The organism is Pontibacter pudoricolor, from assembly GCF_010092985.1.
GTDB classification, from domain to species: domain Bacteria; phylum Bacteroidota; class Bacteroidia; order Cytophagales; family Hymenobacteraceae; genus Pontibacter; species Pontibacter pudoricolor.
In genome coordinates this window covers 1,232,917-1,246,449 of record NZ_CP048106.1, presented here as the reverse complement: position 1 = coordinate 1,246,449, position 13,533 = coordinate 1,232,917, and the positions used below count along the sequence as shown (strand labels likewise).

Sequence of the window (13,533 nt, the reverse complement as noted above, 5' to 3'; positions counted from 1 at the left end):
AAAGATAGAGGTAAATTGTACTTAAATCAAAATTTGGTTACAGATGTTATAAAGAATATGTATAACTATTTTAATAACTATAAGTAAAGAGTAAAACTTCTTTATAACAGGCCAAAAATTGTTTAAATAGTCACACTTAAAAAAGTACTTAATAAATAATTGCTAAACATGTTAGCAATACCAAATAAATTTACTTATTTTTACTTGTGATTTGTTCTGATATCTAAACTGGGCAGATTTTAAGCTAACAACATTGGCATATTTGAGATATGGTAACATCAAACTTAAGATTTCTTCGTAAGAAGGCGGGTTATACACAGGCCCAGCTTGCTGAAAAGCTTGATATTAAGCGTTCATTAGTGGGTGCTTATGAAGAAGGAAGGGCAGAACCAAAATTAAGCACACTTGTAAATATTGCTCACCTGTTTTCAATTTCACTTGATGAGTTGATAACACTCGACCTGTCGAATAATGCAGGTAAAAGCGGTGTTCAAAAATCCGGGGAAGCTAAACTGCGTGTGCTTGCCATTACTGTTGATGGCAATGATAAAGAAAATATAGAGCTGGTGCCGCTAAAGGCTAGTGCCGGATACCTGAATGGCTACGCCGATCCTGAATTTATTGAAGAGCTTCCTCGTTTCAGGCTTCCTATGCTTGGCAATAGCGGTACGTTCCGTGCATTTGAGATAAGCGGTGATTCTATGCTGCCAATTACATCTGGTACAGTTATAGTTGGTCGCTTTGTTGAGGATTGGAAAACTATAAAAGATGGTACGCCTTGTATCATTGTTAGCCAGAAAGAAGGTGTTGTTTTCAAACGTATCTATAACAAACTTCAGGATACGGCTGTATTACGCCTGCACTCCGACAATCCTGTTTATTCACCTTACGAACTGCATGTAGAAGACATACTGGAGATATGGGAGGCTAAATCTTACATTAGCTCTACATTCCCGATCGCTGATCTGTCACTCGATAAACTTTCTTCCATCGTGCTTGATCTGCAGAAAGAAATGCAGAAACTAAAGAAGGTAGACTAACCAATTTTAAGGTAACTAAACTATAGAAATCCTGTGCGGGCAACTGCGCAGGATTTTTTATGCTCAGGTGCTTCAATATCTGTAGGTAGGCTCATTATTAACAAGTAACTGTAAATATGCGTAAAGGCTAACAGTAAGTATACTTATAATACAGTGTGTTGTATGCCAAACCTATACTTTTAAAAGCACGATGATAAAACAGATAAGCGCTGCAGAGCGGCACGAAGCATTAACAGGAGACTGGCTCCGCTCAAATTACCTTTTCTCATTCGCAGATTACTATGACCCCGCTAATGTGCAGTTTGGTCCGCTACGGGTTTTTAATGAAGACTATGTTAGTCCTGATTCTGGTTTCCCGACGCATCCACATTCTGAAATGGAAATAGTAACTATAGTGCTGGATGGGGAAATTACACACACTGACAGTTTGGGTAACGACCTGATTATACATGCCGGTGAAGTGCAGCGAATGACATCCGGGACAGGAATCACACATTCTGAAGCTAATAAATCAAAGGCGGATGTGCATTTGTTGCAACTATGGTTTCTGCCGAATAAACGGGGTATTGCGCCTTCTTACGAACACATGAAGATTGATTTCCTGGATACAAAGGATGAACTTGTTCCTTTAGTAACCGGCCAGAAAGTTATGGAGGATGTGGTTTTCATTAATTCTAATTCCACGATCTTTTATGGTAACTTCGGTCAGGGCAAAGATCTGAATTTTCAAACCTTTAAGATCCGGAAAAGCCTGATCTATGTGCTGGAAGGTAGTATTATTGTGAACGGTATTGAGTTAGATAAAAACGACCAGGTCAGGCTGGAAGAACAGGAAGTGATCACTTTTCATGCCACTTCAAAAGCATCGTTCATACTTGTAGATGTTCCGGCAGTGGAAGCCAATTATTAACAAAATCAACTTTAATTATAATATCTGCTATAATTAACTGAGTGGCTGTACAATTTAATTGTACAGCCACTTTTATTTTAGCAAAGGAAGGTGACGTTTGGTATCTTAGCTTAAAATTTACAACAAAATGATACTTAAAAGCGATCGTCTGAATAATGTCTCTTACGACTTGCGTGGGCCGGTATACGAAAAAGCGAAGGAACTGGAACAGCAGGGACACTACATTACAAAACTGAACATCGGTAATCCGGCACCTTTTGGGTTTGACGCACCGCCGGCCATGGTACAGTACATTATTGATAACATGCACCTTGCACAGGGCTATTCCGATCATAAAGGATTATTAAGCTCCCGCGAAGCCGTAAAACGCTACTACGAGAAGAAAGGCATTGCTAACATTCATGTAGATGATATTTTCCTGGGCAATGGCCTGAGCGAGCTTATTATGCAGTCGGTGCAGACGCTCCTGAATGACGGAGACGAAGTGCTGGTGCCTTCGCCGGATTATCCGCTGTGGACAGCTTCCGTGCGTTTTGCTGGTGGCAAGGCAGTGCATTACCTCTGCGACGAAGAATCGGAGTGGTTCCCGGATGTAGCTGACATCAAAAGCAAGATCAACAGCCGCACCAAGGCCATCGTCATCATCAACCCAAATAACCCTACCGGTGCTGTTTATTCTAAAGAGTTACTGCAGCAACTGGTACAGGTGGCCGAAGAGCATAACCTGGTTATTTTCTCGGACGAGATCTACGATAAGATCCTGTATGATGGTACAGAGTTCACTTCTACAGCAACACTTTCTGATAAGGTAGTATTTGTAACGCTTAGCGGCCTTTCTAAAAACTACCTGGCAGCAGGCTACAGAGCAGGCTGGATAATGGTGAGCGGCGCCAAGCATAAAGCTACCAGTTACCTCGAGGGGCTGAACCTTTTGGCGAGCCTGCGCGTGTGCAGCAACGTGCCGGCACAGTTTGCACTTCAGGTTGCCCTGGAAGGACCTACCACGGTTGACAGCATGGTATTGCCGACGGGCAGGTTAGGCCAGCAACGTGCTATCTGCTACGAGAAATTATCAGCTATACCAGGAATTTCCTGCGTTAAGCCAAAAGGTGCCTTCTATCTTTTCCCGAAGATCGATGTAAAGAAATTCAACATCCAGAGCGATATGCAGTTCGTGCTTGACTTTCTGGAGGCACAGCAGGTGTTATTGGTGCATGGCAGCGGCTTTAACTGGCAAAAACCGGATCACTTCAGGGTAGTATATTTACCGGGAGCAGAGGAGTTGAGCCAGACGATGGATAAACTGGCCCTGTTTCTGAGCACGTATCAGCAGGGAAGTAAGCAGCAAAGACCACTGGAAATGGCACTTTAGTTAAACTATAGTTTGCTTTTTAAACTTACAATCAACAAAAAGCCCCGGCAGAATATTCTGCCGGGGCTTTTCTATAGTTACCGGACTATAAACTCATCATTTATAATTCAGCATTCATAATTATTTTTAGATAGTATACTTGCGGCCTTTGTTCTGCTGCTTCAGGTATTCTATGAGCGGCTGAAAATAAGCTACCATCGCCTTGGCACTTAACTCTTCGCCGGTTTTATCCTTCAGCATCTGTCTCCAGTCAACTGAAGCGCCCGGGTACATGATATCGTACAGGAACTTGCCTACCTCTTTGTTGCCATAGTAGTTGGTGGCATGCGGGTCCTGCTTCAGTATATTTTTGGCAATATGATCGTGCAGCTGGAACAGGATAACGTAAGAAAGTGCATAGTCATAGTACTGCGCGGCATCATCGTTGATATGCGTTTTAGTAGCAGGATCGAGGTAATTCTCACCGCGCTCAGTTGGCGGCACCATGCCCTGGTATTTTTTAGCCAGTTCCCACCAGCGCTTGTTCAGCTGGTCGGCAGGCAGGTTTTTAGCATAGAAATCGTGTTCCCACTCGCTCATCACTCCAGCTGCAAACGGAATAAAAGTTACATAGCTCAGTGCTTCTTTCAGCAGGGTCTGTACTTCGTCGGTCTGTGTATTCTTATCTATCAGCTGTAACTCTGCCAGGAAAGGCTTCTGCATCGCGGCCAGTCCCATTAAGCTGCCGATCGCTTCGTGGTAAGCACGGTTGGCACCACTGCGGAGCAGCACCGGTACATCGGGGTTAGTGTAGCTGATGTAGTAGTAAATGTGGCCCAGTTCGTGGTGCGTCGTTTCATACCATTCTGCATTTGGCTCCACGCTCATCAGGCAACGTACATCTTTATCCAGATCCATATGCCATGCCGATGCGTGGTTGTTCTTTTTATAACCTGCATTTGGTGGCAAAGGGTACAGGCTAGATTTGGTGTAGAAAGATTCCGGTAGTTTATCAAAGCCCAGGCTCACATAGAAACGCTCAGCCTGCTCTACCATCCATTTGTCACCTTTTGATTTCAGGGCACCATCCAGGTCAATTCCTTTTACTTCTACCATTGGGCTCCAGTCCTGGCCCCAGCGGTTTGGCAACCAGTGTGCCGGCAGGTAATCAGGCACTTGTTTTACACCATATTCTTTTGCCAGCTCGTAGCGGGCATAGGTGTGTAGTTCACGGTACAGTGGCAACAGGTCTTTGTTTATCTGCGCCATCATGTCCATCATCTCCTCACGTGTCATGCCATAGTCCGAAGCCTGGTAGGTAAAGTAATCGTCGTAGCCCAGGCTTTGTACCGTTTTGTTGCGCAGGTCGCGCAGCTTCAGCAATCCGGGCTTAAGACCGGGACCTACTTCCTTACTTGCATTCCAGGCCGCCAGGCGTTTCTTTACATCGTTCTCCGTTTTCAGTATATTGTCGATGTCGTTGGTGGTAACTGATTTACCTGAAAGGCGGTAATCGAAACCGTATAGTTTCTCCGTCTGTTCGGTTTCTGCTTTAATTCGCGCTTTTACCACATCCGGTACTGTTTGCGGGTTGTTGGCGCCGGCATATAGTATGGCTTCAAATTGCTTTACCTGTATCGGGGTGAGCTGGTCTTTCTGCTCCAGGTACTTACGGGCCTGCTCAATGTTCTCTACGCTACCGGTAAAAGCGGCCAATGCCTCGTTTGCCCGGCGCGTGGCTACGGCATTGGTAGAGTCGCCTTCCACAATCTTTGTATTAGATGCCCATTCTGCCTCTGCCGATTTAGTATACAGGCCTTGAAAGGTTTTTGTGTAATCATCCAGGAAAGCCTGTGCCTGTTGTTGAACAGAGGTTGCCTCGGTGGTAGAGGTGTTTTCTGCTGTTTCTGATTTCTGGCTGGAACAGGAAAATAGTATAGCTGCCGTCAAGCCGGTGAGAATAATTTTTTTCATCAGTTTAGTTCGTGGTTATCTTACTAAGGTACTACGTTAGTTGCGTAGAAGCAATAGAACAAAATTCTGAATTAAGGCTATTTCATATCCGCGGCTAGCGCACGGTTATAGTCTCCGAAAAACAGCTTGCCAAAGTCCCTGGGCGTTTTCGTATTTTCTTCAGGCATATAAACCTGCCCGTCAAATAGCGTATCGCCCTCAGACATGCCAGCGTTATAATAGTAATCTGATTCTTGTTTCAGCAGCCAATTGTTTTCTTCAGGGGTGTACTCAAAGAATATTTCTTTTTTCGATCGCCATGCCATACCGCCTAAATGGTATATCGAAAAGCTGCCACTGCTTTCTATTACAATTTCGTCAAGAAAATCACCAAACTGTCCTCCGCAATCCTGGCAACTGTCCACCACATGGTCGTTTCTGGCAGCTAGCGTTAGCTTGTTTTGCTTGTCTCGTATTAAAATCAGCAAGGGTCTTAACGCATTATTTTCTGAATCAATTTCCCCGGAGTATGGCAGGCTTAACAATAGCAGATAATCCTTAATACCGTCCCTGTTTAAGTCGCCTTCCACATACTCCCTCACCTGGTAATCTTTTAAGATAAACGGGACTAACTCTTCAGGTATAGTTTCACAATAGCAGTGTTCGTGCACCAGCGGATCTTCTTTTTCTTCGATTCCTTTTACAGGTATAGTTTCAGCAACTATAGTGTTGGCTCGTTCAATACTTGTAGTGATTTCTGCAGCATCAGGTTTCCGGGTAGAGCAGGAGATGAGTATCGTTGCCGTTATGCAGCTGAGAAGGATCTTTTTCATAAAGCAAGATCGTAGTTAGCGTACTAAATTATCAGTTTATATGGTATTTAGAACGGGGCTGCCTGCTGTTATTGCTGTAACGGGAAAATAAAAGCGCAGCCTGTATAGCTGCGCTTTTATTCTATTCTGCCAGGCCAACCTGCTGTAAAAAAGCAAGCTGATCGAAGTAAGAGATATCTTCTATGATCTTGCCGTCTTTAATTTTCAGGCGGGCGAATATTTTAAGCTCAAAGGTTTTACCTTTCATGCCGGTCGGGTCATCGGGGCTGATGTTTTCTACTGTCCCGGTTGAAACAAACTCCACAGCTATTTCATCGCCGTTATGGATGTAATGCAACACCTCGTCTTTCACGTTTGGTGCCATCTCAAATAGCGGCCCGTAAATGGCTTTTACATGATGCGCTCCAATGACTGGTTCTGGCATCTCCGGCGACATAAATACGGCGCTGTCAGCGTAAAGGGCCTGCATGGCATCCAGGTCGTGGCGGTTAAAAGCATCAAACATGGCCTGCATTACTTTTACTGCTTCGGGCTCTATAGTGTCTGCAGGAGCTGTTCCTGAGGTAACTATAGTTTCAGCTGATTCATCGGTAGCTGTTGTTTTTTGCTCACAGGCTAAAGTTATACCAAGTAGTAGGAACAGGGCAGGAAATAGTTTTTTCATAGTGTTATATTAGCTATCATTAATTTACTATTTTAACCTTATTTACAGAAACTTACAAAAGAAAAAAGCACCCGAACTTTCAGATGCTTTTTTCTTTATTGCCATTTATTTTTTTTCCAGCTGACCTATCTTTTCCCAACTCGGATCTACATTTAAAGTTATAGCTATAAAAATATCATCCGTTTTTTGTTTGGTTGTGCTTGCTGTCTGGCGCCCTAACTGCGCAATAACCTGGTCAGGAGTCAGTTTGTACATGCTGCCGGTTGCAGCATCTATAATAATACCTACTATTCCACCGATTAGCAGATTGCCAAGGAACCAGCCGTTAAACTCACGCTTTACTTTAATTTCATAAGGAAAGTAACCTTCCATTTCGATTTTAACATCGTAATGTTTCTGACTGATTGGTACACCAGGCATGGTGGCGTTTCTTTTAAGTGATACGGACGTTGGCGTAGTTCCATATTCTTTACCGTTGATGGTTACTTTCGCACCGGTTGGCTGGCTTGTAAAGTCTACGGTTTGTTTTGAGCCATTTATTATAGTGGCACATCCCATTGATGTTAGGGTTAAAGCAATTAATGCTACGCGGGTAAAATTTTTGATCATATAAAGTTGGTTAAGTTGTTTTCATTGTCGCAATTATCTATCACTCATCACAAGGCATATTTATCCGAAGTAATTAACTAAAAAGAATAATATAGCCAATACACAATATTATGAAAATTTCATTGTAGGAACAATTAATAAAATTTTTTTGCTTTTACCCATAAAAACATGTTTGTAGATCCTATGTTATAATTCTTATGTTTCTTCCGTTACCTGCGCTTCCAGTAATAATCCCTCGTCGATAGTTTTGCTGGTTTTAGCCCCCAGTTCTTTTAACTGCTCCACCTTACGGATCAGGTTGCCTTTGCCTTCGGTTAGTTTGTTCATGGCTGCATTGTAAGCGCTCTGGCTGCTTTCCATGTGTTTTCCTATCAATCGGAGGTCTTCTACAAAACCGACAAATTTATCATACAGTCGGCCGCTTTCTTCTGCAATTCTGATCACGTTGCGCTTCTGGTCTTCCTGGCGCCAAACACCGGCTACTGTGCGCAGCGTTGCCAGTAGGGTAGAGGTAGTTACCAGCACAATATTCTTGTCAAAGGCATCAGTAAACAGGTCGTGGTCGTGCTGCAGCGCCAGGTTAAATGCCGGCTCTATCGGGATGTACATCATCACAAAGTCCGGGGAGTTAATGCCACTCAAGCGGTGGTAATTCTTTCCGCTCAGATCACGGAAGTGTGTGCGGATAGAACTGATGTGACTTCGCAGGTACACTTCCAGTTGCGTGTCGTCTTCGCAGCTGCAATAAGCTTCGTAAGCTACCAGCGATAGTTTGGAGTCGATGACCAGGTGTTTATTGTCGGGCAGGCGAATGATAACGTCCGGGCGGTAGACTTTGCTTTCGTCGTTCTGGCGTACCTCTTCGCGCTCGTAGTGCACGCCTTTACGCAAACCGGATTTCTCCAGTAAGCTTTCGAGCAGATATTCGCCCCAGTTACCCTGCGTTTTGCTTTCTCCTTTCAGGGCTTTGGTCAGGTTCAGCGCATCCTGGCTCATCTGCTGATTCAGCGACGCCAGCTGCGTGATCTGTTCTTTTAAGGAGATGCTTTCTTTGAGCGATTTTTCGTAGGTCGCATCCACCTTTGCTTCAAACTCTTTGATGCGCTCTTTCAGCGGCGACAGGATCTGTTCCAGGTTTTCGGCAGAGGCTTTTTTGAAATGCTCGGCGTTGTTCATGAGCACCTGGTTGGAGATGCTCTGGAATTGCTGCAGGAATTTTTCGCGCAGTTGTTCCAGCTCTTTGTTCTGCTCCTGCAGGCGTTTTTCCAGGTAATCGTAGTCGGTTTCGGCTTTGGTGAGGGCGTTGGTCAGGTCCAGTATTTCGGTTTGCGTTTCGCGTAGCTGTGCTTTCAGCTGCTCCGCTTCTTCCGCCTTGATCTTTGCCTGTCCTTCGAGCACTCCCTGTGCCACAGCCGACTGGTTTATAGTTTGCTGCAAAGCACCAACCCTGCCTTTCAGCACCAGGTAGGCAACTATAAGTCCTCCTAAAAATGCGGCTATACCTACTACTATCTCCATAACAGGTAAAGGTAAACTTTTTTAGTATTCGGCGCTATAGTTTTGCTAAGGAAATTAGCTAAATTTGGCTAATAAATTGATATATAGGCAACTATACTATGAAGCTGTTTAGTGTTTGATCTTGGTTTAGTCTACGACCTTGCTGCGTGCTTTCATCAGCAAGCATAAAGAGCCTGCCAATTGTATTGTTGGTGAAAACACCAACAATGGCTCGTTTTTTTATTCAGAAACCATAAACTCTATACAAGTTCTATAGTTTACTTTACCAGATGCACCCGGAATTTGCGTCCTTTAATTTTACCGTTGTTCAGTTTTTCGGCTATAGTTTGAGCTTCGGAGCTGGGTACGGCCACAAAGCTGCTGCGGTCCTGCACCTCTATTTTCCCGATCTCCGCATAAGTTAAACCGGTTTCGGCTATAATGGCGCCAACTATATCGCGCGGGCTGATCTTGTCTTTTCGGCCGGCATTTATAGTTATAGTTGCGAAAGCTGAAGTTTGTACTGTAGCAGGAGTGCTTGCTTTTTTCAGAAGTTCGTCAGCCTTCAACCAGTTATCCATCCGTACCATGTCCCAGTCGCGGAGTTTGCGTTCGTCGCGCGGGGTGGCCAACGTATAAACAGTTCCTTTTTTACCGGCGCGCCCGGTTCTGCCACTTCGATGCTGGTAAGCGGCCAGGTCATCCGGAAGCTCGTAGTGAACTATAGTTTCCAGCAAAGCAATGTCGAGTCCGCGGGCAGCAAGGTCGGTAGCTACCAAAACCTGCGTGGTGCCATTGCGGAAAAGCGTCATCATTTTATCGCGGTCGGGCTGCTCCATGCCGCCATGTAGCGGTCGTGCTGCTATGCCCTCCGCCTTAAGGGCATGGGCCAGCTCATCGGCAGCGGCGCGGGTGTTGCAGAATACTACCGTACCACCTGCAACTATAGTTTTCAAAAGGTTTACGACAACATCCTGTTTCTGCGGTTGCTCTACTTTTACACCGATCAGTTTCAGCTGGTCCGGAATGGCATTAGCTGAAGCTTTTATAAACTGCGGGTTTTTAAGCGACTCTTTAATCAGGTCCTGAACATCCTGTGGCATAGTTGCCGAAAATAGTATGGCCTGTCGTTTTGCCGGAATTGCTTCCATTATCTGGTCTATCTCTTCTTCAAAACCCATTTCGAGGAGTTTGTCGGCTTCGTCCAGCACCAGTTGTTTTACTGTGCTCAGGTCCAGTGTTTTCCGGAATAAATGGTCTGTTAAACGGCCCGGAGTAGCTACTGCAATTTGTGGCGGATGCGCCAGTGAAGCGCGTTCCTGCGAAAAAGAATGTCCGCCGTAAAAAGCACTGATCTTTAAATTGGGGATATTTTTAGCGTATTGCTTTAACTCCTGGCGTACCTGCAGGGCAAGCTCGCGTGTTGGTACCAGTATCAGGGCTTGTATCTGTTGTTGCTCCGGGTTTACCTGCTGAATTAGGGGTAAACCAAAGGCTGCCGTTTTTCCACTTCCGGTTTCGGCCTGTGCTGCCACATCCTGGCCATTTAAAAGCAACGGAATAGCTGCTGCCTGCACAGGCGTTGGCGATGTATAGTTAAGTTCCTGCAGATTAGTTAAAAGAACGGGGAGGAGCTTGAGGTCCTGAAATGTGGTAGCCATAAGTTACGAATAAGCTGCAAAGTTACGAACCTATAGTTGTTTTAACTATTCAGGCTGTTAATGTTAGCCAGAACTATAGGGTTGTCGCCGACATAGTTACATTATTTGAACCCCTGAGTTGCTGCAGGTAAAGCTTACGGAAGAAGAAAAAGTGCATGGAATATGCTAATGGAACCAGGAATGCCGGCAAAAAAACTATAGGAAATTCAGCTATAAGGGTATTGGCTGGCTCGTTCATAAACACCCGGAACGGTACAGGAGCCGACAGTATCGCTGTTATTACAATATTAAGTAAAAGTACCAAGCCGGCTATGTTCCAGGCTAAGGCTAACTTATGCAGTTTGCGCCCTTGCCCATAGCAAATCCAGGCAAAGATTGGAGCTGTTATCCCTGTTAAAACATCCAGGTTACGGCCTTCGAAGGTCATTTGTACCGGTGTAAGCCCATCCAGAAATTGCCACCATAAAAAGATCTCTACCGGTATCCTGAAAACCTGGATATACATTAGCCACGAAAAAGGTACATGCTTGATAAATTCTCTGAACTTAGGATGAAAAGTGAGGACAAGGATCGCTACCAAAGGAATCAGGATGATGATAAAGAATTTAGGCGGAGTTCCTGAAAAATCGCGTGTAATACCTGCCAGTGCAAGCATGCTGACTATCGCTAACCAGCCTATAAGTACAGCTCCAACTATAGCAGTTTTTTTGTTAACCCGGCTAGCTGTAAAACCCAGGCTTGTAAAAGTTTTGTGGCTGCCCCAAAGCAAGAGCAGCACACACAAAGCTGTTAGAACTATAAATCCAGCCTGAGCGAATGGGAAATAGGTTGTTTCCATGGGATTAAAAGTTGTGCTTCGAAACAAACTTAAATCTGAACTATAGCCATAGTTTCTTTATAGTATAGTTAAGTGTCTTATTTTTAGTTTTTATTCATAAACGTAGTATAAATTTAACTGTTAAGGTAGCTATAGTTTGAAATTAAAAGCCACCAAACCCCTGATGTGAAAGGTTGTGCTGTATACTAAAAATGCAGGGTGTTTTTATCTGCCAACTATAGTTAAAGCGGCGTATGATGAATGATGCCCAACTTCTGTTTACTTTGCATTTCCCGTTCGAGCTTATATGAAATTTCAGACACCGGATTCTTTGCCTACACAGGACCTGCTCTCCAAAGGCCACATTGCTGTGATGCCACTGGAAGAGTTTGTGAGCGATTTGTCCAATGTTCCGCATCGCCACGATGCCTATCAGTTGATACTTGTGCAGGAGACCAAAGGTGGCGACAACCTGATCGACTTCCGGCGTTATGAAATGGTGGAAGGCAGGATTTTTCTGATCGGGCCGGGACAGGCGCATCAGCGGCAATCGCGGCAGGAGCGGGGCGTGCTGGTTTTCTTTTCCGAAGCTTTTTTGCAAACCACCGGCATTACGGCCCACGAAGCGCTGGTGCTTTTCGGGGCTGTTTACCAACATCCGTACCTCGACCTGAAACCGGAGCATCAGGAGATATTTCTGCAGGTCACGGCACTTATTTCAACAGAACTACGTCAGCCGGTTCCCAGCCAGGCAATCCTATCGCGTTACCTGTTTATTCTGCTCAATTACCTGCTTCGCGAGTGCCATGTACAGATCGCGCAATTATCGCCTGCCCGCCACAGCGAACGACTGTTCAGGCTCAGCAGCCTGATAGAGGAGCATTACAAGCAGCACAAACCCGTCTCTTTTTACGCCGAAGCCCTCGGCATAACGCCTAAACACCTGAACAGCCTGTGCCGCCAGTACCTGCACACTACTGTGGCTGATATGCAGAATGCCCGTTTGCTGCTCGAAAGTAAGCGCCTGTTGTACTTCAGCAGCCTGTCTGTAAAAGAGATTGCCTACCAGTTGGGGTTTGAAGATAACTCCTATTTTGTGCGGTTCTTCCGGCGCCTGACAGGCACTACGCCACTCCAGTTTCGGGCGGGTGGTTCCAAAAGTACCATAGCTGAAGCTTAATGTGCCGTGACTCCGGTTTGTAGAAACCATAACTTTGCAGGATATAAAATGTAGCGTTATGCAGGCAAATCAGAAAATAAAAGCGATTGGTATCGGGTTGTTGGCATCTTTTTTCTTTTGCTCTACCTACGTCATGAACAGCTTTATATCGGCAGGTAATGGCCACTGGGCCTGGACCGTTTCTTTGCGGACCCTCATCATGCTTATCATCCTGCTGGTTATTCTCCATTTCAAGCAACAGCTTAAGCCCTTGCTGCATGTCCTCAAAAAGCAACCGGGCGTGTGGTTGTTCTGGGGAAGTATCTGGTTTGGGGTGGTATATGCATTGCTTACAGCGGCTGCAGAATTTGGGCCGGGCTGGCTTATTGCCGGTGTGTTTCAGTTCACTATAGTTGCAGGCATTCTGTTATCTCCTTTTCTTTATAAAGATGGCCGGGCAAAGATACCGGTACGGGCGCTCCTGTTATCTTTTCTGATTTTGGTGGGAATTGCCCTGATGCAATGGAGCCAGCGAAACGGGTCGTATACAGATGCCCAACTCATAAGCTGTATTATACTGGTTTTACTGGCAGCTATTGTCTGGCCACTGTCAAACCGTAAACTAATGTTGTTTATTGAGGAGCACGATCATAAGATATCTGCCATGCAACGGGTTACGGGTACTGCAATTGGCAGTCTGCCTGCAATTGTTTTACTGATGGGTTATGGTTACAGCGAAGCCGGCCTGCCAGGTGAGCAACAGCTGTTAGCTACAAGTGTAATATCGATCTGTTCGGGCGTTATTGGGTGCGTGTTGTTCTTTAAAGCGACGGATATGGTACGCTCTGACAGTGCCGCACTGGCCGCCGTGGAGGCAACCCAGTCCGTAGAGATTCTGGCTACCGTTGCTGGAGAAGTGCTGTTGCTTGGTATTGCATGGCCAAACCTTTACGGCAACATCGGCATGCTCCTGATTATGGGCGGTCTGATCCTCTACAGTATCCCGGTACGCAGAAAAGTACTGAGCGCGGTCAGGTAA

Annotated in this window: 12 protein-coding genes; 5 read left to right on the top strand and 7 right to left on the bottom strand. The window is 45.2% G+C overall.

Going from position 1 to position 13,533, the window contains the following annotated elements:
- The first annotated feature begins 269 nt into the window (after window positions 1–269).
- From GSQ66_RS05385 to GSQ66_RS05375, 3 genes are all read left to right on the top strand, one after another.
- Window positions 270–1,040, top strand: a complete 771-nt coding sequence (locus tag GSQ66_RS05385; protein WP_162426523.1) for an XRE family transcriptional regulator — start codon at window positions 270–272, stop codon at window positions 1,038–1,040.
- 190 nt (window positions 1,041–1,230) lie between these two features.
- Window positions 1,231–1,950 carry a pirin family protein gene (locus GSQ66_RS05380; RefSeq protein WP_162426522.1) on the top strand — a complete coding sequence of 240 codons (720 nt, stop codon included), beginning with the start codon at window positions 1,231–1,233 and terminating at the stop codon, window positions 1,948–1,950.
- Window positions 1,951–2,077: 127 nt separating this feature from the next.
- Entirely contained in the window at window positions 2,078–3,322 is a 1,245-nt protein-coding gene (locus GSQ66_RS05375; protein ID WP_162426521.1) for a pyridoxal phosphate-dependent aminotransferase, read from the top strand.
- A 126-nt stretch (window positions 3,323–3,448) separates the two neighbouring features.
- On the opposite strand, the gene GSQ66_RS05370 is transcribed toward GSQ66_RS05375, so the two are convergent.
- The 7 genes from GSQ66_RS05370 to GSQ66_RS05340 form a co-directional block, all read right to left on the bottom strand.
- Window positions 3,449–5,275, bottom strand: coding sequence for a M2 family metallopeptidase (locus GSQ66_RS05370; RefSeq protein ID WP_162426520.1), 1,827 nt, complete (start codon window positions 5,273–5,275; stop codon window positions 3,449–3,451).
- Between the two features lie 77 nt (window positions 5,276–5,352).
- On the bottom strand, window positions 5,353–6,087 hold the full coding sequence (locus tag GSQ66_RS05365; RefSeq protein WP_162426519.1) for a hypothetical protein: 735 nt from the start codon (window positions 6,085–6,087) through the stop codon (window positions 5,353–5,355).
- A 121-nt stretch (window positions 6,088–6,208) separates the two neighbouring features.
- Window positions 6,209–6,751: a nuclear transport factor 2 family protein gene (locus tag GSQ66_RS05360; protein WP_162426518.1), complete on the bottom strand. Its 543-nt coding sequence runs from the start codon at window positions 6,749–6,751 to the stop codon at window positions 6,209–6,211.
- 105 nt (window positions 6,752–6,856) lie between these two features.
- Entirely contained in the window at window positions 6,857–7,360 is a 504-nt protein-coding gene (locus GSQ66_RS05355; RefSeq protein ID WP_202923405.1) for a PEGA domain-containing protein, read from the bottom strand.
- Between the two features lie 195 nt (window positions 7,361–7,555).
- Entirely contained in the window at window positions 7,556–8,878 is a 1,323-nt protein-coding gene (gene rmuC / locus GSQ66_RS05350; protein ID WP_162426517.1) for a DNA recombination protein RmuC, read from the bottom strand.
- Window positions 8,879–9,135: 257 nt separating this feature from the next.
- Window positions 9,136–10,518 carry a DEAD/DEAH box helicase gene (locus GSQ66_RS05345; protein ID WP_162426516.1) on the bottom strand — a complete coding sequence of 461 codons (1,383 nt, stop codon included), beginning with the start codon at window positions 10,516–10,518 and terminating at the stop codon, window positions 9,136–9,138.
- Between the two features lie 73 nt (window positions 10,519–10,591).
- Complete coding sequence (locus GSQ66_RS05340; RefSeq protein WP_162426515.1) at window positions 10,592–11,356, bottom strand: hypothetical protein; 765 nt, start codon at window positions 11,354–11,356, stop codon at window positions 10,592–10,594.
- Between the two features lie 286 nt (window positions 11,357–11,642).
- On the opposite strand from GSQ66_RS05340, the gene GSQ66_RS05335 reads away from it, so the two are divergent.
- Window positions 11,643–12,515, top strand: coding sequence for an AraC family transcriptional regulator (locus GSQ66_RS05335; RefSeq protein WP_162426514.1), 873 nt, complete (start codon window positions 11,643–11,645; stop codon window positions 12,513–12,515).
- 58 nt (window positions 12,516–12,573) lie between these two features.
- Complete coding sequence (locus tag GSQ66_RS05330; RefSeq protein ID WP_162426513.1) at window positions 12,574–13,533, top strand: DMT family transporter; 960 nt, start codon at window positions 12,574–12,576, stop codon at window positions 13,531–13,533.